The 21,333-nt window shown below is 73.5% G+C and carries 15 protein-coding genes and 1 pseudogene; 8 read left to right on the top strand and 8 right to left on the bottom strand.

What is annotated here, in order from left to right; all coding sequences use genetic code 11:
• Position 1: 1 nt before the first annotated feature.
• Positions 2–1,588 (bottom strand): hypothetical protein, encoded by a 1,587-nt coding sequence (locus FF36_RS09845; RefSeq protein ID WP_044884707.1) that lies wholly within the window; start codon positions 1,586–1,588, stop codon positions 2–4.
• A gap of 638 nt (positions 1,589–2,226) precedes the next feature.
• Here FF36_RS09845 and FF36_RS09840 point away from each other — a divergent pair.
• The 4 genes and pseudogenes from FF36_RS09840 to FF36_RS37585 all read left to right on the top strand — a co-directional run.
• Positions 2,227–2,445, top strand: a complete 219-nt coding sequence (locus FF36_RS09840; protein ID WP_009399485.1) for a helix-turn-helix domain-containing protein — start codon at positions 2,227–2,229, stop codon at positions 2,443–2,445.
• Between the two features lie 2 nt (positions 2,446–2,447).
• A complete protein-coding gene (locus FF36_RS09835) occupies positions 2,448–3,296 on the top strand; it encodes an enoyl-CoA hydratase/isomerase family protein (RefSeq protein WP_044884706.1) in 849 nt (282 codons plus the stop codon).
• A 226-nt stretch (positions 3,297–3,522) separates the two neighbouring features.
• Positions 3,523–4,288 (top strand): annotated as a pseudogene (locus FF36_RS37590) (ABC transporter transmembrane domain-containing protein); the annotation flags it as partial.
• Between the two features lies 1 nt (position 4,289).
• A partial coding sequence (locus FF36_RS37585; RefSeq protein ID WP_242422409.1) for an ABC transporter ATP-binding protein occupies positions 4,290–5,454 on the top strand: 1,165 nt, incomplete at its 5' end.
• 74 nt (positions 5,455–5,528) lie between these two features.
• On the opposite strand, the gene FF36_RS09825 is transcribed toward FF36_RS37585, so the two are convergent.
• A complete protein-coding gene (locus FF36_RS09825) occupies positions 5,529–5,708 on the bottom strand; it encodes a hypothetical protein (RefSeq protein ID WP_044884704.1) in 180 nt (59 codons plus the stop codon).
• Between the two features lie 271 nt (positions 5,709–5,979).
• Between FF36_RS09825 and pyk the strand changes: the two genes are divergently transcribed.
• From pyk to FF36_RS09810, 3 genes are all read left to right on the top strand, one after another.
• On the top strand, positions 5,980–7,395 hold the full coding sequence (gene pyk, locus FF36_RS09820) for a pyruvate kinase (RefSeq protein WP_044884703.1): 1,416 nt from the start codon (positions 5,980–5,982) through the stop codon (positions 7,393–7,395).
• Positions 7,396–10,070: 2,675 nt separating this feature from the next.
• Entirely contained in the window at positions 10,071–11,048 is a 978-nt protein-coding gene (locus FF36_RS09815; RefSeq protein ID WP_242422407.1) for a hypothetical protein, read from the top strand.
• A 169-nt stretch (positions 11,049–11,217) separates the two neighbouring features.
• Complete coding sequence (locus tag FF36_RS09810) at positions 11,218–12,033, top strand: hypothetical protein (protein WP_052681030.1); 816 nt, start codon at positions 11,218–11,220, stop codon at positions 12,031–12,033.
• 416 nt (positions 12,034–12,449) lie between these two features.
• On the opposite strand, the gene FF36_RS09805 is transcribed toward FF36_RS09810, so the two are convergent.
• From FF36_RS09805 to FF36_RS09775, 6 genes are all read right to left on the bottom strand, one after another.
• Positions 12,450–13,130: a response regulator transcription factor gene (locus FF36_RS09805; protein WP_044884701.1), complete on the bottom strand. Its 681-nt coding sequence runs from the start codon at positions 13,128–13,130 to the stop codon at positions 12,450–12,452.
• Positions 13,131–13,343: 213 nt separating this feature from the next.
• Positions 13,344–14,492, bottom strand: a complete 1,149-nt coding sequence (locus tag FF36_RS09800; protein WP_044884700.1) for a DUF5685 family protein — start codon at positions 14,490–14,492, stop codon at positions 13,344–13,346.
• Between the two features lie 103 nt (positions 14,493–14,595).
• The gene (locus tag FF36_RS09795; protein ID WP_052681029.1) at positions 14,596–15,765 is read right to left on the bottom strand and encodes an aminotransferase class V-fold PLP-dependent enzyme; all 1,170 of its coding nucleotides are present in this window, start codon (positions 15,763–15,765) and stop codon (positions 14,596–14,598) included.
• Between the two features lie 68 nt (positions 15,766–15,833).
• Complete coding sequence (gene lhgO / locus FF36_RS09790; RefSeq protein WP_044884698.1) at positions 15,834–17,117, bottom strand: L-2-hydroxyglutarate oxidase; 1,284 nt, start codon at positions 17,115–17,117, stop codon at positions 15,834–15,836.
• Between the two features lie 214 nt (positions 17,118–17,331).
• Positions 17,332–19,218 (bottom strand): glycoside hydrolase family 15 protein, encoded by a 1,887-nt coding sequence (locus tag FF36_RS09785; RefSeq protein WP_044884697.1) that lies wholly within the window; start codon positions 19,216–19,218, stop codon positions 17,332–17,334.
• Between the two features lie 746 nt (positions 19,219–19,964).
• Positions 19,965–20,483, bottom strand: coding sequence for a PGPGW domain-containing protein (locus FF36_RS09775; RefSeq protein WP_044884695.1), 519 nt, complete (start codon positions 20,481–20,483; stop codon positions 19,965–19,967).
• A 359-nt stretch (positions 20,484–20,842) separates the two neighbouring features.
• Here FF36_RS09775 and FF36_RS09770 point away from each other — a divergent pair, with 359 nt between their 5' ends.
• The gene (locus FF36_RS09770; RefSeq protein WP_044884694.1) at positions 20,843–21,325 is read left to right on the top strand and encodes a cation:proton antiporter regulatory subunit; all 483 of its coding nucleotides are present in this window, start codon (positions 20,843–20,845) and stop codon (positions 21,323–21,325) included.
• The last annotated feature ends 8 nt before the right edge of the window (positions 21,326–21,333 follow it).

Genomic DNA, 21,333 nt, shown 5'->3' with positions numbered 1-21,333 from the left:
GTCAGGCCGGGGGGCCGCCGAGGCAGAGCCGCAGGGCGAGGGCTCCGATCGCAGTCAGTGACACGAGGATGACGGGCAGGCTGCCGGCCTGCAACCGGTCGCCCGGCCGGGCTGGTCGGGGCCGGGGTGCCACCGCCGCGACCAGCAGCCAGGGGAACACCGGCAGCCAGCTCCGTTCCACCCCGCCCTCGGCGAGGCCCAGGGCCACCGCGAACAGCACGGTGGCGGTGGCACCGACCAGGAACGGCCAGCCCGGCGTCAGCCGCAGCCGGCGCGCGGCCCGGACGGCGACGGGACCGGTGGCGAGAACCAGGACGGTCAGGTCCAGGAAGATCCAGGCCAGCGCGGCTCCCGCCGACGGTCGCGGCGCGCTGGCCAGGGCCAGCCCGTCCGGCCAGGAGAAGCCCCAGGCGTAGAACAGCCACAGCGGCAGCAGCGCGCCGAGCCCGGTGATGACGTTGAGCAGCGGCCGGCGCCGCACGAAGTAGGCGGCCGCGACCGCCACCCCCAACCACACCGGGGCATAGCCGAACAGCGCCGCCAGGCCCAGCAGCAGCCCGCTCGCCAGCGCCCACCAGACCGACCGGCGCTCTGGTTCGCAGCCGACCACGCCGACGGCGACCGCCAGCGCGGCAAGCGTGGCGGTGACGGCGTCCGGAGAGGCTGCCAGCCAGCCGCTCCACGGCGCCAGGACGAGGACGGGAACCAGCCGGCGGGCCGCGGTCTCGTGGCACAGCGAGCGCATGGCGACGCACACCACCGGAACGGTCAGCGCGCCGAGCGCGGTGAACAGGACGCCGATCGCCACGGCGCCGTGCAGCCCCGCCCGGGTGAGCAGCCAGGTGGCGAGCACCGGACCCGGCGGGTGCGCCGGCAGCACGGCGACTGCGCCGGCGGCCGCGTGTGGCGTCGTCGTCGTGTAGGCGGCGAGCAGGCCGAGCGGGTCGTCGCCGACCGCGCCGGCCGCCGCGAGCAGGTCCGCCGGTGCCCGCAGGCCGGCGGTGAGATCCCCGGGGGCGACCAGGGCGAGTGCGAGGCTCCATGCCAACGAACCGAGATAGCCCAGCAGCAGCAGAACGCTCCAGGGCAACCGGAACACCACCGACCGCGCGGCCGGGGTGGTCGGTGGCGCTGTGTGGGTGGTGGTGGTGGTGGAGCTGTCGGTCGGCGCGGTCGAGGCGGCCGATGGCGCTGTGTCCGGGGCGGTGGCGGCCCCCGGAACGACGTCGGCGGTCGGGGTTGTGTCGCCGGGCTGGGCCGGCGGCCGGATCGTCGAGGCCCACCAGGCCGTGAGCGCGATCACGACCGCGGCGACCGCGAGCGGGACCACGACGAGCGGGTCCAGCCGCGGCTCCCAGCCGTCGTGCCACGGGGGGCGCGTCAGGCCGAGATCGACGTCGGTGCTTGCCAGCAGGGCGGTGCCGGCGAGCCCAAAGGCGACCAGGGCCAGCCAGATCCCGGCCTCGGCGAGCTCCGCGCGCACCGCCGGCCCGAGCGCCGCCGTGGGCGCGCCGGCCCGCCGATCCGCCGATCCCCGCGCGGCCGTCGGGACGCCCGCCCGCTCCGACGCGCTGCCGGTGACGCTCACGGCCTCGCCCCGCCGGCCGTCGCGTCCCGGGACGTACCCGGCGCCGAACCGGCGATCATCACTTCACGGGCCACCCCTGCACGGTAACGAGTCTCCTGCCGGCTGAGGTCCAGGGCCGATCGGCGCGCGGGTTCCGGGTGCGCGAGCCCAGGCCGGACCGGCGCCACGGGGGGCGGGCACGCACCGTGCGGCGGTGGTCTTCCCGCCGGCCACGGCCCTGCACGGGCCGGTGCCGGGTGTGAGTAATCAGTCGGTTTGATCTGCGGCGTTCGCGGTCCGTCGGCGGGCTCTGTACAGTGATCGACTGTTGGTTGTACCTGCGGTATTGCGTTGAGGGAAGATCGCCGATCATGCTGGTGACGATGTTCGCGGCGACGCGCCGTTGCCGTTGTTAGGCCGTGCGTAGGGGATTGGGGACACTGGTCACCGTGCATGGTCGGCCGTGGACGCCCGGCGTGCGTGCGGGCGGGTGCGACCCGGGCCATGTCGGCGCTGGCGTCGGCGTGGAGATGGAAGCGCGAGGGCACGGTCACGCACCGGCGCGCCGCGTGTGATGGATCACATCTGCTTCGAGTGGCGCGTTCACTCGAGCTGAGTGAAGATCGGTTCGCAGATCATCGAACACGGAGGGGGCCACGTTGGCCGAGCTTAGGAAAGGAACCCGGATCACCGGCGCCGAGCGGGACAAGCTCGCTGCCGAACTTCGGAAGAAGTACGAAGGTGGGCAGAGCATCCGTCTGCTCGCCGAGTCCTCTGGCCGTTCGTACGGTTTCGTCCACCGGATCCTGTCGGAGTCCGGCACGACCCTGCGCGGCCGTGGCGGTGCGACCCGGGGCACCAAGAAGAAGAGCGCCTGATCATGGCGGTGCCGGCCGCCGCCGAATCGGCGGCGGCCGGACTGCGGGTGGAGGTCGTCGGACCTGTCGCGACCATCCGGCTGTCCGGATCCGGTGATCCCGGATCCCTGGAGGGTCTCGGCTCCGCCCTTGATGACGCCCAGCGGCGCATGGGCGGCGACGTCCGGGTCGCCGTCCTCCGCGTGGGCGATCAGGTTCCGCCGGCCGCGGACACCGCGGCGTGTCCGCCGGGCGGCGCCAGGAACGCACCATTCCCCTCGTCGCCCGCGCGAGTGGATCCGGCCTCTCTGATCGAGGGGTACCGGGTCTGGCGGGAGGCACTCGACCGGCTGACCATGCGAGCCGACCTCATCAGCATCGCCGCGGTGGCGGAGGTCACCGAGGACGTGGGCACCGCCCTCGTGGTCGCCTGCGACCTACGGATCTTCGCCGTCGACGCGGGGCTGCGCCCCGTCTGGGCGCGCGGCGGCCTGCTGCCCGCGGCGGGTGCGCTGACCCGGCTGGCCGACCTCATCGGCTGGTCTCGTGCCCTCGACCTGTGCCTGGCCGGGGGGCAGCCGCTTGGTGCGGCGGAGGCGGCCCGTCTCGGGCTGGCCCAGCGGCTGGTACCCCGCCCGCGCCTGGACGACGAGGTCGACACGGTGGTCGCGGGCCTGCTCGCCGCATCCCGTGCCGTCACCGTCGAGGTCAAGGCGCTTCTGCGCGGCGCCCGACCGGTCGGCCGATCCGTGGTCCCGACGCGGGCCGGGGCCGCTGCCGACCATCGCGATCTTCCCGACGCCGAGGGTGAGGCGTGGGCGCGTACGCTTTTCGACCTGCTGGACGCCTCGCGGGGCATCGCCGCGGGCTGATCCGCCCGGGGACGGCGCCCGATCGCGGCCCGCGCCCCGACTGGCGCGGTCCGAGGCCGCCCTGACCGCGACCGATTCGACCGAGGCCGCCCTGGTCGCGGGCCCGCCACGCGATCACCACCGTCCGAGCCCGCCACCGTCCGAGCCCGCCACCGGTCGGCGGGAATTACCGCGAACCACGTGTGCTTACTTGCTTACAGTGCAAGCAGTGGAAGTAGGAGGCGTGATGAGACCGGGTTCGGACAGTGGGGCTTTCATGCGATCCGTCACCCGCGACCGCACGGCGGCGAGGACCTCGCTGCGGCCGGGGACGCTGCGCCGCATCGCGGCCTTCGCGCGGCCCTGGCGTGGCCATCTGGTCTGGTTTCTCCTCCTCATCGTGGTGAGCGCCGCGCTCGGCGCGGTCGTCCCGCTGATCCTCAAGGAGATCATTGACGGCGGGATCGGGCGTCACCGGGTGGGCTACGTCGAGGTACTGGCGGCGGTCGTCGCCGCGCTGGCCCTCCTCGACGCCGGCCTGTCCCTCGCCCAGCGCTGGTTCTCAGCCCGTATCGGCGAAGGCCTGATCTACGAGATGCGCAGCCAGATCTTCCGGCACGTGCAACGCCAACCGCTGGCGTTCTTCACCCGCACCCAGACCGGGGCGCTCATCAGTCGGTTGAACAACGACGTGCTCGGCGCGCAGTCGGCGTTCACCAACACGTTGTCCTCAGTGCTGTCGAATGTGCTCTCGGCCGGGTTCGTGCTTGCCGCGATGCTCGTACTGTCCTGGCAGATCACTGTTGTGTCACTGGTGTTACTTCCGGTTTTCATCTTTCCCGCTCGCGCGTTCGCGCCCCGGCTCGCCCGGCTGACCCGGGAACGGTACGGGCTGAACGCGGACATGAACAACACCATGACCGAGCGATTTAACGTGTCGGGCGCGATGCTGGCCCAGCTCTACGGGTCCCCGGAACGTGAGGAGGTCAACTTCCGCGGCCGGGCCCGGCGGGNACGAGACATCGGGGTCACCCAGGCCATGTACGGCCGAATATTCTTCGTCTCGCTCAGCCTCGTCGCATCGCTGGCGACCGCGATCGTCTACGGCGTCGGCGGCCGTCTCGCGGCCCGGGGAGATCTCGAGGTCGGCACTCTGGTTGCGCTCACCGCGTATCTCGGCCGGCTCTACGGGCCGCTCACCCAGTTGTCGAACGTGCACGTCGACGTCATGACCGCACTCGTGTCGTTCGAGCGCGTCTTCGAGGTTCTCGACCTCGAACCGGCGATCGTCGACCGGCCTGATGCCGTCGATCTGCCGGCGGGCGCGGCGGCCGTCGAGTTCGATCACGTCGGATTCCGATACCCCGCCGCGGACGAGGTTTCCCTGGCCTCACTGGAGTCCGTCGCGGTCCTCGACACCAGGATCCCCGCGCCGGTGCTGCACGACATCACGTTCCGGGCGGATCCCGGTCAGATGATCGCACTGGTCGGACCGTCCGGTGCCGGGAAGACGACGATCAGCCAACTGATCCCACGGATGTACGACGCCCGGTCCGGCGTGGTCCGGGTCGGTGGGCACGACGTGCGCGACCTGAGCCTGCAGTCGCTGCGCTCCGCGGTCGGTGTGGTCACTCAGGACGCCCACCTGTTTCACGACACGGTGCGGGCCAACCTGACCTTCGCTCGGCCGGACGCCACCGACGAGCAGATGTGGTCCGCGCTGGACGCCGCCCGGATCGGGGAGCTGGTGCGCACGCTGCCGGACGGGCTGGACACCGTCGTCGGCGACCGCGGGCACCGGCTGTCCGGCGGGGAGAAGCAGCGGCTGGCGATCGCCCGGCTGCTGCTGCGCGCGCCGGGCATCGTCGTACTGGACGAGGCGACCGCGCATCTCGACAGCGAGTCCGAGGCCGCGGTGCAACAGGCGCTGAGCGCGGCGCTGGCCGGCCGTACCTCGCTGGTGATCGCGCACCGGCTGTCCACCGTGCGGGAGGCCGACCGCATCCTCGTCGTCGACGGCGGCCGCATCGTGCAGAGCGGCACCCACGACGAGTTGCTGGCGCGTGGCGGCCTGTACGCCGAGCTGTACCGGACCCAGTTCCGCCCCGCCACGGAGTCCACAGAGCCCGCGGGGTCCACGGAGCCCACCGTCGACCCCGCGGCCGCGGTCCCCGCCTGAGCCGACCCGGGACCCGGCCGCGCCGCAGACGCGGGCACCGCCGTTCGGGGGAGGCGCCGGGGTAACCCGTTCGGTCAGGTACCGGGTTCCACCGAACGTGGCGGTGCTGCGGCGAGCGCGGCGGACTGCGCGGGCGCCGGCCCGGGACGCGGATCCGCGGCGGCGGGGCCGGGTTCGGGTGCGGTGGTGATCTCGACCACGGCGATGTCGATGTCACCGGACGGCTGACGGTGAATAGCGGGATTTCGATTCATGTCCGACTCCGGGGGTGCTCGACCGTGTCATACCGACTTCCGCGTCCGGGTGGAGCGGCTCCCAGGAACGTCGGCACCCTTGCCGTCTTTCCCGTATCACGCGCGCCGACGGACGGGGGTGGCGCGGGGGACGAGACGGACGGTACGCCGCCGGGCGACCACGCGCAGCATGTACCTGATCGACCTGATCTGACTACTGCCGGGAGCGCGACGCGCGTCTCTCGGCGGCCCCCGTGTGCAATGACCGACGATCAGTACTTAGGCTTTGTCTGTGCCACGTAGAGCCAAGATTGTTTGTACCCTCGGCCCGGCCACCAGCTCGCCAGAGAAGGTCCGGGCCCTCGTCGACGCCGGAATGGACATTGCCCGCCTAAACTTCTCCCACGGAACACACGAACAGCACGCCGTCACCTACGCCCGGGTGCGGGAGGCGGCCGAGGCTGCCGAGCGCAGCGTCGGCATCCTCGCCGACCTGCAGGGCCCGAAGATCCGCCTCGGCACCTTCGCCGACGGCGGCGTCACCCTGCTGCCGGGCCAGCGCTTCACCGTCACCATCCGGGACGTGCCCGGAGACCAGCACCAGGTCGGCACCACGTACTCCGGTCTGCCCGCCGACGTCTCGGCCGGCGACCGCATCCTGGTCGACGACGGCCGCCTCGTCCTGCAGATCGACGGCGTCACCGACACCGACGTCCACACCACAGTCGTCATCGGTGGCCCGGTCAGCGACCACAAGGGGATGAACATCCCCGGGGCCGCGCTCACCGTGCCGGCGCTGAGCGAGAAGGACGCCGACGACCTGCGCTACGCCCTCGAACTCGGGGTCGACATGATCGCGCTGTCCTTCGTGCGCAGCGCCGCCGACGCCAAGGCCGTGCACACGATCATGGACGAGGTCGGCACCCGGGTCCCGGTCCACGCCAAGATCGAGAAGCCGCAGGCGGTCGCCGCCCTCGACGGCATCATCGAGGCGTTCGACGGTCTGATGATCGCCCGTGGCGACCTCGGCGTCGAGCTGCCCCTCGAGGACGTGCCGCTGGTGCAGAAGCGGGCCGTCAGCCAGGCCCGGGAGCGGGCGAAGCCCGTGATCGTCGCCACCCAGGTACTCGAGTCCATGGTCAGCGCGCCGCGGCCGACCCGCGCCGAGGCCAGCGACTGCGCGAACGCGGTCCTCGACGGGGCCGACGCGATCATGCTCTCCGCGGAGACGAGCGTCGGGGCCTACCCGATCGAGTCGGTGTCCACCATGGCGCGGATCATCGAGACCGCCGAGGCCGACCTCGGACGGATCCCGCCGCTGCGCACCGAGCCACGGACCCTCGGTGGGGCGATCGCCCAGGCGGCCGCCTCCGTCGGGCACGCCGTCGGCGCCCGCTACCTGGTCGCCCACACCCTCAGCGGCGACACGGCCCGGCGCCTGGCCCGGTACCGCAGCGAGGTCCCGGTGCTGGCCTTCACCCCGATCCCCGCCGTGCGCAACCAGATGGCACTGTTCTGGGGCGTGGAAACCTTCCTCGTGCCGTTCGCGGAGAGCACCGACGAGATGGTCCGCCAGGTCGACTCCGCCCTGCTCCAGATCGGCCGCTGCCGGCCCGGTGAGCTCGTGGTCGTCGTCGCCGGAACCCCACCCGGCGTGGCCGGCATGACCAACATGATGCGGGTCCACCGCATCGGCGAGGCGGTCTGACGGCCGCACCGTGCAGTCGTGACGATGCGACGTCGCGTCGTCGCGTCGTCGTTCTCCACCCGACTTCACGTGTCTTCCCTGACCTGACCTGACCTGACGCCTGACCGGCGGGCGGTTGCCGCGGGGCCCCACCCGCGCCGACCGACGGTCGGGCGCCCCGCCACCTCGAGCGGACGCCGACCCCCGGACCACCGCACCTCCCTCGCTCGGATGCGATGGCGGGCCCGGCGTCCGCGCCCGCCCCGTCGCCCCGCCGCCACGGCGACGGAGTCGGGGACGCGTTCGCGATCCTTGGACCTCCCACGCGTAATGGGATGGAGTCCCGCGCGGGCACCTGTCGCCTCGGTTGCGGGCGACGACCCCGCCGTGCAGCGATTCGCCGTGCCCGTCCGACGGACGCCTGGCGGCTGTCATGATGATGCCGGCCGCGTCCCAACCCGCCGACCGGGATCGCGGCGGATCCCGCGACGCGGGTCCGGATCGGATCGGGCGGCAGCCTGTCGGGCAAGGGCGCATGGTCAGGGAGTGGTTGCATGGTCGAGCAGGGGAGCGGGCCGGACGATCAGGCACCAGCGGGCACGCCGACGGCCGACCCCGGCCCGCCCGGCCACGGGCCGCAGTCCCGCCCCGCCGGCCAGTCTTCGTCCGCCGGCCAGTCGCGGCCCGCCGCGGCCGCCGACCACCCGGGCGCCGGCGTCCCGGCTTCCCCGGCTTCCCGTACCCCGCCACGTGCCGCGCCCGCGGGCCGAGCCGTCTCCGGACCAGCCGCTCGTCCTGCCTCGCCCGCCGGCGCCCGCGCCTCCGTCGCCGGCGGCTTGCCCCTTCCGCCGGACAACGCGATCGCGGCGAGCGCCTCCTCGACCGGCGCTTCGCCCGGACGGTCTGGTTCGGGGGCCTCGCCTGGGCCGTCGGGGTCATCGGGTTCGGCCGGGTCGTCGGGTTCGGCCGGGTCTCCTGGCGGCCGGTCCGGCGCCGGTGGCGGGCCCGGCGCGTCCCGTCCTCCGGGGGCGGCCGCGCGTTCAGCCGAGGGTGACCGTAGCCCGATCCGTCCGCCGCTCGCCCCAGGCCGGTCCCAGCCCACCGGCGCCCCGCCGACGCGGCAGGATTCGTCCTCCGTTCGCGACAACCGCGGACCGGGCGGAGGCCCCGTCCGCGAGACACCCGACCCCGTCGCACGCGGGGGTCGGCCGGCGGCCGGTGCGCCCGCCGGCCCCGCCGGCCCCCCCGGCCAGGGCCGGGCCGGGCTCCCGCCGGATGCCAAGGGGCAGCCGGCGGGGAACGCCGGCGCACGTCCAAGCGCCGCCGGCACGCCACGGGGCGGATCTGCCAGTGAGCGGCCGGCCGCCCGGCCCGGCGCGCCGCGTCCGGCCTCCGGGCAGCCCACCGCCCGGGTGGCGCCCGCGGCCGGGCCGTGGCCCGGGCGGTCACCGGTCCCGCCGAGCGGGGACGCGGACGGTGGGGCTGGCGGGCGTGGCGCCGACGGTGGGCGACAGGGCGCTGCCGGTGGCGTCGGCGCCGCCGGGGGTGCTGGTTCCGCCGGGGGTGCTGGTGCTGTCGGCGGTGGTGGTGCTGTCGGCGGTGGTGGTGCTTCCGGTGACGCTGGAGGTGTTGGCGCTGGGGGTGCCTTCGGCGGCGGGCGCGAGGACGAGGGCGCCGGATCCCGCGCACCGGCGCGCCCGTCCCGGGCGGCTGGGGCGTCGTCGGGCGCGTCCGGTGCCTCGGCCGGGTCGGCCGAGGCACCCGCGTCGTCCGGGGCTCCCGGCAGAGCATCGTCGCCGGGGTCGGCGACCCGTACTGGCCGGACCGATGCGGGCGGCGCGGCCAGACCAGCGGGAAACGGTGCGGTCGAACCGGCAGGAAGCGCGGGTGACGGATCTCGGGCGCGGTCGGCGGCCGCGGGTCAGGCTGGCTCGGCCGACAACGGCGCGCCGGACGGGTCGCCTGCCGCGGCCGGCGCTGCTCCGCGGCCGCAGGGCGCCGGCGACCGGGCCCCGAAGTCACCGCGCGTCGACCGGGACCTCTCTGCGCCACCCCCCGCGCCCGGCCGGTCCGCTCCGGGCGCGTCGCCGGGATCCGCCGCGCAGACGCGGGCGTCGGCCCCGCCGGCCCCCCAGGCCGGCTCTCGAACTGGCCGACCGGGGCTCGGCCCAGCACCCGCGCCGGGCCGACACCAGCTGCCGCGTCCCCCCGATCAGCAGCCGTGGACGCCGCAGATCCGACCGGCCGCCGGCCAGCAGGCGGACCCGCCCCGCGCCGCCGCGCCGCCGCCGCCTGCCGCGCAGCCGCCGCCTGCCGCCGCCGTGGGGGGAGACCAGGGGCGGTCGAACGTCGTCGCGCCCGGGCCGCCAACGCCGCCCGCATCGCCCGTGCCGCCGGCGAGGACCGATGTCGCTTCGCCCGCCGCGGCCCCGCCATCGCCGCCTCAGTCCGCCTCCGCACCGGCGGACGCCGCACCTCGGCCCACGTGGTTCGAGCGCGAGGCGCCACGATCGCCCGTCCGGTCCGCCGACGCGGGGACGAACCGGCCGTCCGGGGAACGCGACGTCGCAGATCGCCAGTCGGCCGGCCGGACGGACGGGCTGTCCCGAGGCCGCGGGCCCGAGCAGACCCCGGCCGCTCCCAGGGTCCCCGATCCGCTGCCGAGGCGCGGGGACGAACGCGGGGGTGAGCTGCCCGTGGCACGGCCGCCCGCCCGGGAGGCCTCGGCCCGCGCCGGCGCCCCGGATGTCGTCCGGCCCGGTCGCCCGGGCACTGCGGATCCACAACGCGCACCCGCCCCCGGCATCGGCGACGCGACTGAACCGGCAGCCGGAAACGCCGCCGGGAGCCGTGCCGGCGCCGGCACGGCCCGGCTGCCGACCGCACACTCGGCGCTCGACCCGCCGACCATGCGCGTCGGACTGCGTCGAGATCGCGGGAGTGATGATCACGGCGCGGCCGCGAAGCGGTTCGCGGCGACCGACGACGGCTGGCGTCTCACGGACCCGGGGCAGCACCCGGAGCCGGACGCCTCCAAGGTGTCTGCAGCGTCCGAGGCGTCTGCAGCGTCCGAGGCGTCTGCAGCGTTCGAGGGCGGCCGCGCCGGCTCCGTCGCGCCGTCCCGCCTACGCGATCACGACTCGGCGGCTGAGCCGGGCGTGGTGCCGGAGCACGAGGTGCCCCGGCCTGGCGAGCCCGTGACCGGGTCCGCGACGGCGCCGGGCCGGACCCGACCGGCGGCCGCGCTGGCCATGATCGTCGGCGCGGTGGGCTGCGTCATCGGCAGCGTCCTGCCCTGGAGCGAGATGTCCAGCGCGGACGAGACTCGCACCTTCAACGGCCTCGTCGTCGGGGACGGCCGGCTTGTCCTCGTCCTGGCCGTCATCCTGGGGGCTCTGGGTGCGGCGCGGCTCGCGCGCCGGCCGATCGGCGGTGGAGCCGCAGATGTCCTGGTCGCCCGCGTGGTCGCCATCCTGATCGTGGTGATTGCCGGGCTCGATCGGGCCTACGGACCGCCGACACTCGCGTCCTTTCGGGCCATCTCGGCAGACGTGATCTCCATCCATCCGCAGAACGGGATCATGTTCACGCTCGGGTCCGGCATCCTCGCCCTGATCGGCGCCGTACTGCTGCAGCGGCGCTCGGCACCGACCGGAGGCGGTGCCCGGCGGTAATCCGCCCGGTTTGGGTGGTTCTGTCTCGCGACCATGCGGGCGGCTTCCGCGCGTGATACGACCGTGCGGGGCGGTCGTCAGGCCCCTCCCGGGGTGTCGGACGGTGGTGGCGTGGGTGACCGGTCAACAGCAGAGTCCGTGGGCCCGCCCGGGGGGCGGTGGTTCACCTGTGGCCGCCGGGGGCGGCACCCGGGGCGACGCGGGGGACGGCGGGACGCCACCACCCGCGGCCGGCCCACGCCCACCCGGGGATGACGACCGTGAGGCCATTGTCGCCGCGGAGCTGCGGGCGTGGCGGGCACGGGCCGCGGCGACGGCTGATCCTGCCTGGTCCCTGGCGGGATCCGGCCCGGTCTCCCTGGCGGCGCCGCAGGTCGGCGCGGCGGCTGGCGGCGCCGCGCCGGACGGGTGGTCATCCCCCACAGCGTCCCGCGCACATCCGTGGGACCTGCCCTCGGCGCCCGCTGTGTCGACGTCTGCGTCTGCGTCGGCGCGGACGGCGGCTTCGGCCGAGCGCTCGTGGTCGCACCGGTTCGCGTCCCACTGCGCCTGGCTACCCGGCCCGCTGGCCGTCTGCGCCGGCGTCGCCGTGATCATCGCGTCGGGGATGCGGTGGGCGACGGTGCGGGCCTACGGGTTCGTAGAGTTCACCGTGCGGGGAACCGATCCCGACCAGCACGGGCGGTTGACGGTGCTGCTCGGCATCCTCGCCGTGGTCGCGGGCCTTCTCCTCGCCGCCGGACGCAGGGAGTGGGGGCGCCTGCTCGCCACCATGGCGGGGCTGATGATCTTGCTGGCCGCCGCGGTCGACCTCGTCCAGCTTTACCGGGGAGGTCCGTTCGTCAACAGCGGGCTGCGCACGGCGATCACGGTCGGCCCCGGCTTGTGGGTGATTGCCTGTTGTGGTTTCGTTGTTCTTCTGGTCGGCCTGGCTGCGCGCTTCGCGCATCGGCCTGCGGCCGGCGGCGACGAGCCGCGGCGCTGATCGGCGACCGGCGTCCCGTCCGGCCTGATGTCAGGGCTGGCGGTGGCCCGATCGTGGGGCGGGTGACCCCCAACAGGGGGACGCCCGGTTCGGTCGATTTGGGGTCATGACGGCAACCACGACATCAGGCACTCTGACAGAGGTCAAGGGCACACGGGGGGAGCAGCGAGGCTCGGTCGGGGGACGTGCCGGAGATGTTCCGCACTTGACCGGATCGCGCGCCCTCACGCCACGCGGGGGGTGGCGCGAGGGCGCGCGCAGCATACGGGGATTCGTGCGCGCCGGGGTGGTGGGCGCTGACATGGGGGTGTCGGCGCCCACTGCACCTTTTCAAACCGATCGAAGCCTTGTCGGGCTCGGCGCGGCGGGCGGGCGCCGCCCCACGATCGGCTGGTTCCAGTGGTCCGACGCCTCGGTCAGGCCATCCCCTCGGCGCGGCGGTCGAGATGACCATCCTCGATCGCCCGCTTGAACAGGTCGACCTTTGTCGCCGCGTCTCGGCCGACCCGTCGGTACTTCTGGCGGACCCGATCGATGTACTGCTTGGCGGTCTCCGGGGAGACGTTCATCTTGCGTGCCACGGTCTTCAGCGGCATCCCCGTCGCATACAGGCGCAGCGCCTCGATCTCCTTCGGGGACAGGTCCGGCTTGTCGGGAGAGTCGTCGGTGAGGAGCAGGAAGGCAAGCTGTGGCGAGATCCATCCGGTGCCGGCGGCGGCCGCCCGGATCGCGGTTGCCAGGTCCTCGACGTCGTCGGTCTTCGGAACGAAGCCCGAGGCGCCGGCGCGCATCGCGTCCCGGACGGTGGCCGGCGCCGCCGCGGCACTGAACACCACCACGGCCCGTTCGTCGGAGAGCAGCCGCCGGAGGTTGTCCGGGGGCTCGGTGCCGTCGCCCAGGTCGAGATCGAGCAGGACCACCTGTGCGTGTCGCCCGGGCCCCGCGAGCAGTGCGTCGAGCGAACAGGCCGTGTCGATCAGGTCGAAGTCCTTGACGTCGTGCAGCAGGTCCGCGAGACCGCGCAGCACGATCGGATGATCGTCGACCGCCGCAACCGTGATGATGTCGGAAACCGTCGTGTCGTCCTCTGCGTTCATGGTGGTCCAGTCGTTCTCCCGGACTTGCGGCCATGACAGACCTCGACACGGCCGTACGGGCGTCGGTGCCCGCCAGTGGGGACGTGGGGGCGTCCCCGGCCGCGAGGAGCGTCGGGGACTCCGCTCGCGCGACGTCCACCATTTCAGCAGATCCCCACCCGATGTCACGACCAGGTTCCGCTTTGCGCAACGAGGCCGAAACATCGGACTCGCTCAGCAGCCGCAGTCGCATCCGCCGCAGTCGCACTCCGCGCACTCGCCGCAGGACCCACAGCAGTCACAGCAGTCGCAGTCGAGGTCGCCGCACCGGCTGCACAGACCCTCCTTTCGCCGCCCGTCCAGCGGCGACGTGTATTCGCCGCACATCTGGCAGGTCAGGAACATGCCGGCGGCGACCAGGCAGGCCGAGCCCGTCCGCCGGCGGTGTGGCGGCCGGCCGTCGGGACGACCGTCCGGCCGCTGGCCGGGGCGGCCCGGCCCAGGTGACGGTCCGGTGGCCGCGAAGGCCCGGTCGACGGCGTGGTCGAGCCCGAAGCCGAAGAGGAGACGGGCGAGCCGGGCATCGACCGTGTCGGTGAACCGAACCTCGGCCAACGCATGCCCCAGGTCCCGCCGGCTGTCCTCGCACAGGCGGCGGGCCTCGGTCGGGCTGGTTCCCGTCGCCGTCAGCGGGTTCCACGATCCCGACCGGGCGTCGTCGGCCTGATCGGTGACGGCGTCGAGCAGATGAACGACGCGGCCGAAGTGTCGCCCCACCGCCGCGAGGGGCGCGCGGTTGTCGTCGCACCCGGCCACGACGGCGGTGTGCGCGAGGACGGCGGACACCGCGCCTTCGGTCGGAGCCAGCGCGTCCAACAGCGCCGCCCTGCCCCGGCCGCTGGCGCCCTCACGGGCGCGTTGCTCCACCGCCGCGTGTTCCAGCAGGGCGACACCGAGTCCGACCCCGGAGCCGGTGCGCTCGGCGGCTGCGACGGCCCGGCTGGCCACCCGCTGCGCGATCGCGGCCGCGGGGCGGCGGCGCAGGAGACCGTCGCCGTCCGCAACGTGGTCGCCTACGGCGGTCGCGCCGGCGGCAAGGGACACCGCGGCCGCCAGCCGCGGGCCCGCCTCGGTGGAGGCTGGCACCTCGATCCGGCGCATCGCGCGGAACGGACACGGCCCGGCCCTGCGGCGCTCTGCCGGCGCGCCGGCCTGCGCGGCGACGAGCACCGACACGACAACCGCGTCCACGTTCGTGGCGACCCGGGCCCACTGGCCGTGATGGTCGCGGAGGGTCAGGCACAGCCCGCAGAGATGCGACATCCACGCCGCGTGCAGGTCCTCGGACAACTGCCGCCGGCAGGGGCGAACCACTCCGAACATGGTCGCACCTTCTCAGAAGGGCGGGTGGCGGTACGTGCACGCGGGCCACGTCGCCCTGTCTGGCTTGCGACAGTGCAACCGCCGGGGCGGGATCACGTCCGTCTCAGGCGTGCGACGGGGAGTTTCCAGGATCACGGCTGAGTGCCGCCGCGAGCCGATCGAACTCGACCGGATCGTTGTACACGTGGGCGCTCACCCGCAGCACCGGTCCCTCGAGATCGCGGCTTCGCTGGACCGGGATGGCGCTGGTGAGGATCGCCTCCTGCCGGTAGAGACGATCGCGGACGGCCACCGGGTCCACGCCGGGTGGTGGTTCCAGCGTGACGATGCCGGTCGGCGAGTCCGGCTGCTCGCGCACCCGCCATGCGCCGGCACCGTCCAGGACGCGTCGCCCATAGGAGGCGAGGTACACGATGCGGGCGAACACGAGCGGGGGATCGCTGGCGAGCAGCTCGGAAAGCGCGTGGGCGAGACCGACCCGGGACGCTATCGAGGCTTCACCGATGCCCAGCCGGGCCAGGCCGGGCAGGGGAATCGGCCGGCCGTCCTCGCCCCGACCCATGCTGTAAAGACTCGGAACCGCGACGCTGATGCGCTCGGCCAGGTCCCCCCGCACGGCGAGGAAGCCGGTGCCCCGCGGGCCGCACAGCCATTTGCGTGACGTTCCCACGTAGGCGCTGGCGTGGACGTGCGAGACATCGAGCTGGCCGAGCGACTGGGCGACGTCGAGGATGAGCGGCACCCCGGCGGCGGCGCAGCGCCGGCCGATCTCGACGGCCGGCTGCACGATGCCGCGTTGGCTGGGGACATGCGGCAGGACGACGAGATCCAGCTCGTCGAGCCCGAGCGGACGGGCCGCCCCGGGGGTGGGCATTCCCACCCTGTCGAGGGCGTCGAGGTCGATCACGCCCTGCGGGTCGACGGGCAGATTGATCAGCTCGAGTGGAGCCTGTCGCGCTCGGGCCTCGAGCACGAGCGTGTTGGAGCCGTACTCGCTCGGGAGAATCCCGACTCTGCCTCTCGGGGGCAGCGGCCAGGCGGTGAGCAGTGCGGCGAAGGCGGTGCTGGCCGAATGGTGAAAGGCGACCTCGTCGGGGCCGAGCCCGGGCCCCAGGAGGTCGGCGAGTGCCGCCCGCGCGGAGTGCAGGACCTCGCCGACCTCCATCTCGGCGACGTACGCGCCGCGTTCGCCTTCACGCCGCAGGTGGGCGATCTGAGCGTCGAGAGTCGCCTGGCTGGGCCGGGCGGCGGCGGCCGAGTCCAGGTGAGTCACCGCTGAGGCCGGTCGCGCGGCACGCCAACGTCGGGACAGCTCGGTTCCTGCCCGGTGAGTGGCCGACATCAGCTCGCCCGCTCGGGCACGACCTTGCTGACGATGTGCTCCGCGATCGCGAGCGAGGCGGTCGCCCCCGGCGACGGGGCGTTGCGCACGTGGACGACCCGACCGGTGTGCGACAGGACGAAGTCGTCGACGAGGCTGCCGTCCCGGGCCACGGCCTGGGCCCGCACCCCTGCCGGACCGCGTACCACGTCCGTGGTCCGCAGTTCGGGCACGTAGCGCCGGGCCTCCGCGACGAATGCCCGCTTGCTGACGGTGTGCAGGATCTCCTTCGCGCCGGTCTTCCAGTGCGTCCTGGCCATCTTGTGGAAGCCCGGCCAGGTGAGGGTCCGACGCAGATCGCTGCCCTGGACGGTGCCGACCGTGTAGCCCTCGCGGGCGGTGGCGAGCACCGCGTTGGGCCCGACCAGGACCTCCCCGTCGATCCGCTTGGTGAGGTGGATGCCGAGGAAGGGGTAGCGCGGATCCGGCACCGGATAGATGAGCCCGCGGACGAGGTCCCGCCGCTGCGGGCGCAGCAGCCAGTAGTCACCTCGGAAGGGAACGATCTGCGGGGACGGGTCCTCGCCGGTGAAGGTCGCCACCAGGTCGGACTGCAGCCCCGCGCAGGCGATCAGCAGATCGAACGGACCGACGCGCTCGGAGACGACCGAGACCCGCCCGCCGTCCTGGGCGGCCACCTCGTGATTGCCGTTGGGTCGGGCGCTGGCGGAGCCGGCGACGGTCAGGCGCAGGTGCACCCCGTCCGGCCGCTCGTCGACGCCGATCACCTCGGCCCCGGTGCGCACCGTGCCGCCCGCGGCGATGATCTCCTTGCGGAGCGCCTGCGCGACCCCGGGATAGTCGACGATCGCGGTGGTGGGGGAGTGCAGGGCGGCGACCCCCCGGGCATGCGGTTCGATCGTCCGCAGCTCGGCGGCGTCGAGCATGCGGGTCCGGGGGACTCCGTTGGCCTCCGCGCGCTTCTCGATCGCGGCCAACCGCTCCAGTTCGCTGTCGTCGACCGCGACGACGACCTTGCCGCACTCGTCGTAGCGGAGGTCGTGGGTGTCGCAGAACTCGCGCAGCAGGCCGACGCCGCGCCGGCACAGGGTGGCCTTCAGCGAGCCCGGGACGTAGTAGAGGCCGGCGTGGACGACGCCGCTGTTGCGTCCGGTCTGGTGCCGGGCGACGTCGGGCTCCTTCTCGAACACGGTCACCGTCGCTCCCGGTTCGACCTGGCCAAGACGCCGGGCCACCGCCAGTCCGAGAATGCCGCCGCCGATCACCGCGATCCGACCTGCCACGCCCCGCCCCCTGCTCCTCGTCGATCGGCTGGAGTCCTCCGCCACGCCGACAGTACGGAACAAGTATCGGCATGCACGCTGTGTGACGAACTGGTAGTCCGGCCGGCGGCCGTGCGGCGAACCCGGGGCGGCACGACCCGCAGGACCACCCCACCGCCGTGCCACCACCCCACCGCCGTGCCACCACCCCACCGCCGTGCCGCCGCCGGGCGGCTCAGCCGAAGAAGTGGCCCGGCGGGTGCGCGCGGTCGGTGCGCGAGCGGGGCACCCCGCGCAGCGCGTCGGTGAGCGTGCGCGCCGTGTTGACCAGCGGCACGTGGCTGAACGCCTGCGGGAAGTTGCCGGTCATCCGCCCGAGCCGGGGGTCGTACTCCTCGGCGAGCAGGCCGACGTCGTTGCGCAGTGACAGCAGGCGTTCGAACAGCTCCTGGGCCTCGTGCACCCGTCCGGACAGCGCGTAGTTGTCGGCGAGCCAGAAGGTGCAGGCGAGGAAGGCGCCCTCGCCGGCGGGCAGCCCGTCGACCGCGCCGTCCTCGGCGGTCGGGTAACGCAGGACGAAGCCGTCCTCCATCAGTTCCCGTTCGATCGACGCGACCGTGCCGACGACCCGGGGATCGGTCGCCGGCAGGAAGCCGACCAGCGGCATGTACAGCAGCGCCGCGTCGAGCTCGCGGGAGCCGTAGAACTGGGTGAAGGTGTTGCGGTCGGAGTCGAAGCCCCGCGCGCAGACCTCGGTGTGGATCTCGTCGCGCAGCGCGGACCAGCGTTCCACGGGGCCGGGCAGTCCGGACTCGACGATGCCGCGCACGGCCCGGTCGGCCGCGACCCAGGCCATCACCTTCGAGTGGACGAAGTGCCGGCGTGGCCCGCGGACCTCCCAGATGCCCTCGTCGGTCTTGCGCCAGCCGGTCTCCAGGAAGTCCATCAGCTTGGTCTGCAGCGGCCAGGAGTCGTCGCCGTGGTGGTCGGCGAGCGCCTGCCCGCCGGGCAGGACGAGTCCGGGCACGGACGGCCGCCGGTTGGCGACCGCGACCCGCGCGACGTGCAGGGCGTCGAGGACCTCGCCGTAGACGTCGAGCTGGAACTGGTCGACGGCGGCGTTGCCGACCCGGACGGGGGAGGAGTTCTCGTAGCCGGCGAGCCAGGGCACCTCGTACTCGGGCAGTCGGCGTTCCCCCCCGACGCCGTACATGATCTGCACCCGGGACGGGTCGCCCGCGACCGCGCGCAGCAGCCATTCCCGCCAGGCGGTCGCCTCGCTGGTGAACCCGGCGTCGAGCAGGGCGAGCAGGGTGATGGTCGCGTCGCGCAGCCAGCAGTACCGGTAGTCCCAGTTGCGCACCCCGCCGATGTGCTCCGGCAGGGAGGTGGTGACGGCCGCGACGATGCCGCCGGTCGGGGCGTAGGTCAGGGCCTTGAGGGTGATCAGCGAGCGGCGCACGGCGGGCTGCCACTGGCCGTCGTAGGTGCAGCCGGCCATCCAGTCCGACCACCACGCCTCGGTGAGGGTGATCATGCGGCGGACGTCGTGGACCGGCGGTGGCGTCTGGTGCGACGGCGTCCAGGTCAGCGAGAAGGGCACCGACTGGCCGGCCGCGACGTGGAAGTCGGCGTAGGTGGCCATGTCGTGCCCCTCCATCGGGGCGGTGGTGCGCAGGGTGACGGCGTCGGGACCGGCGACGGCGGACATGGTGTGCTCGTCGACGCGGCGCACCCACGGCACGATCGAGCCGTAGTCGAACCGGAACCGGGTCTCCGAGCGCATGTGGACGGCGCCCTCGAGACACTCGACGAGGCGCAGCACCGTGTGGGTGCCGGCGTGGGGAAACATCGCGTCGACGATGCGCACGGTGCCGGAGGCGGTGGTCATGTCCGTCTCCAGTACCAGGGTGTCGCCGCGGTAGCGGCGGCTGACGCCGAGGACCGGCTCGACCGGGGCGATCTGCCAGTGCCCGTCGTCGGCGTCACCGAGCAACGCGGCGAAGCAGGACGGTGAGTCGAACCGGGGCAGGCACAGCCAGTCGATCGAGCCCGTGCGCGCCACGAGTGCCGCGGAGTGGGTGTCGCCGATCAGCGCGTAGTCCTCGATCAGGGATGGCACGACCTGTTCCTCGCTCCCATGGTTTCGCTGGTCGCGATCATCGGACGGTGATGATCGCCGGATGTGGGATGAACGCCGTTGCCGGCGTCATCGGATGTGGCCCATCGCGGGTGGCCCGTCGTTGGACCCGATCGTGGGCGGGCGCCGCCGGTCGACGGTGTGCCGATGCGCGCGCCCGGGGCGGGCTCGCGCCCCCCGCCCGGCAGATGGGCCGGACAGAGGAGGCGGTCACACGTGGCGGAGGTCGCCGAGCCTCACAAAGGCGTTCACCTTACGGACTGCGCCGGCCGGCTAGTTTGGGGGTCCGGACTTCGTGGTGGTCCACCCGTAATCCGGACCAGAATTCCTTCCCCGATGTGACAGGACTCACGACGTGGCCTCTTCGCCGCCCACCGCCGCCACCCGCGCCGCGCGGTATCTGGTCGATCCCCGGCGCCGCACGGCGGTGGTGGCGATCACCCTTGCGGCCGTCGGTCTGATCGTGTTCGGGATCTACGCGACGCTGAGCGGGCCACCCCCCAAGCAGGAGGCCGTGGTCTACTTCACCCCGGAGGCGACGGCGGCGCAGAAGGAGGCCGTGCGCGCCGCGTGTCCCTCGGTGGGGCGCGCGATCCAGGAACNGAAGGACCGCAACAACCTCGCCGTCAGCAGGGCGTATCCGCTGCGCTACGACGTCGCGAAGGCGTCGACGGCCGACCGTGCGGCGGTGTACAAGTGCGTGCACGACCAGCCGGGCGTGGTCGGCATCAGCCAGGAGACCCAGGGCCAGTGACGGGCTCGGTGGCCGCCCACTCCTCCTCCTGATCCCGCTGCTCCTGGTCGTGCTGCTCGAGGAGTTCGGCGGGGGTGGGTAGACCGGCGTCCCGCGCCTGCTTGGCCTGCCAGAGGCTGACGATCATCGTCGCCAGCACGACGAGCCCGCTGAAGATCAGGCTCCCGCCGCTCCAGGGCGACGAGGCGGGCAGGGTGTCGACGACGATCCACACGATGCCCGCGGCGATCATGCCGAGCCCGAACAGGATCGTGAACGCCGACGAGAACCGGTTGGCGGCCGCCTGGTCGGCGAGGTCGGCGGCCTTGCGCCGGGCCCGCTCGAAGCGGCTGCGCGCCCACTCGTACTCCAGGCTCAGGACGAAGAACCCGAGGGCGACGACGAGGAAGCCCGGACCGGGCAGGACGAGCATCGCGATGCCGACGCCGAGGACCACGATCCCCAGCACGGTGAGGGCGATCCTGCGCAGCAGTCGGGCGCTTTGGGTCAGCACAGGCGGCGACTCTCCCTGTACGGGGTGGGACGGGGTGGGGCGGGTGGGACGGGATGCGCGCCGGTCCCCACGGGTCCATGGTGGTTGCTGGTGGCGGTGGTTCCTGGCGCCGGTTCCGGCCGTGGCGTCCGGGCGGATGCCGTTCGGGCGTCATCGACCTCGTCGTCGCTACCCCGTTGCAACGCGCCGCGCACCACAATCGTGGCCCGAATCGCCGAGTCCGGCTCCGTGAGCTGAGCCGCGTTCCCGCCCGCGGCGCGAACCAGGAGCGTCCCCGGATCGTTGGTTAGGGTGGCAAAGGCGGCTCACCAGGAGCTTCCTGCGGACGAGCGGGTCAACAAGGCGCGGAAAGGGTTGTTGTGGAGATCGAGGAGACCGCGCTCCCCGGCATCGGGTTGCGGCATGACTTCCAGACGCGCAGTGGCCGTCGGCTGGGGGTCGTGTCCCATCATTACGGGCGGCGTGATCTTGTCATCTACGATCCCGACGATCCCGACTCCTCCCGGGACTCCATCCCGCTCACGGCGGAGGAGAGCGACGCGCTCTCGGAGCTGCTGGGTGCGCCGCACATCGTCGAGAAGCTGGCCGACATCAGCAGCGCGTTCGCCGGGCTGGTCGGCGAGCAGATCGCGATCCTGCCCGATTCGCCCTTCGCGGGCCGCCCGCTGGGCGACACCCAGGCCCGCACCCGCACCGGCGCCTCCATCGTCGCCGTCGTCCGTGACCAGATCGTCCACGCCTCCCCCCGGCCGGACTTCCGGTTCGAGGCCGGGGACATCGTGGTCGTCGTCGGGACCCCGGAGAACACGGCGTCCGTCGCCGCGTTGCTCCACTCCGGCTGACGAGCGGG

The sequence above is a fragment of the Frankia torreyi genome (assembly GCF_000948395.1).
GTDB classification, from domain to species: domain Bacteria; phylum Actinomycetota; class Actinomycetes; order Frankiales; family Frankiaceae; genus Frankia; species Frankia torreyi.
The sequence above is the reverse complement of the archived record's forward strand: the minus strand, read 5'-3'. Positions and strand labels throughout refer to the sequence as shown.